General features: G+C 69.0%; 1 protein-coding gene. It reads right to left on the minus strand.

All coding sequences use genetic code 11. The features are described 5' to 3' along the window. On the minus strand, nucleotides 1-1,006 hold a 1,006-nt coding region (locus AC3A5R_RS23070), incomplete at its 3' end, for an IS481 family transposase (RefSeq protein ID WP_487623113.1). Between the last annotated feature and the right edge of the window lie 128 nt (nucleotides 1,007-1,134).

Genomic DNA, 1,134 nt, shown 5'->3' on the forward strand with positions numbered 1-1,134 from the left:
TGTGATGCCCAGCCAGGTTGTCCAACCGGGTGATGGGTGCGACCTTCCCGATCGCTGAGTGGGGCCGGTGGTGGTTGTACTGGTGGACCCATGGTGCCAGCGCGGCGAGTCGGTCGGCTTCGGAGGGATAGAAGGTCTTGAAGGCCCACCCGTCGGCCAGGGTGCGGTGGAAGCGCTCGATCTTGCCGTTGGTCTGGGGCCGGTACGGGCGGGTGCGTTTCGGGGTGATGCCCAGCTCGGCGCAGGTGTCCCGCCACAGGAAGGACCGGTAGGCGCCGCCGTTGTCCGACAGGACTTTCCGCACCGTGACGCCGCGTTCGGCGAACCAGGCCACGGCGTGGCGTAGCACCAGGGTGGCGGTCTCCTTGGTCTCGTCGTCGTGGGCTTCGACGTAGGCGACGCGGGAGTGGTCATCCACGACGGTGTGCAGGTAGCAGGTCCCGAGCAGGGGATGTCGGTACTTGCTCCTCGGGGCGCCAGTCCGGGCGGTGGTCGCCGCGCGGTTGCGGCCGCCTTGTTGGCGTCCGACGTAGCGCCACCCGCCGCCGTCCGGGACCTTGCCCAGCTTCTTGACGTCAACGTGCAGCAGGTCCCCGGGCCGGTCGTGCTCGTAGCGGCGGATCGGTTCGCCGGTGGCCCGGTCCAAGTAGGTCAGCCGGTTGAGCCGGCAGCGCACCAGCACCGCGTGCACCGTCGAAGACGGCACCCCGAGCAGGTCGGCGATCTGGACCGGGCCCATCCGGTGACGCAGCCGGGCCCGGACGATCTTGCGCACCACGGCCGGCGGGGTGCGGTGGGCTTGATGGTGCCGGGCGCTGGAACGGTCCAGCATCCCGGCGGGCCCCTCGTTGCGGTACCGCTGGGCCCACCTGGCCGCGGTCTTCCAGGACACGTCGAAACGTTCAGCGGCCCGCGCGATGGGCCAGCCGTCTTCGATGACCAGCACGGCCAGCCGCAGCCGTGCGCGCGGGGTCAAAGCCGCGTTGGAGTGGGTAGCGTGGGACACGAAGACCTCCCCTTGGTGGAACGGAACCGTCAGACAGCTCCACTCCACACCGGGAGGTCTTCATCTGTCAGGAGGTCAGATCGTCTCGTCACACTGACTCGACCAACGTGACTGGGCATCACATCTAG

It is taken from the genome of Intrasporangium sp. Soil_C_50 (genome assembly GCF_057656595.1).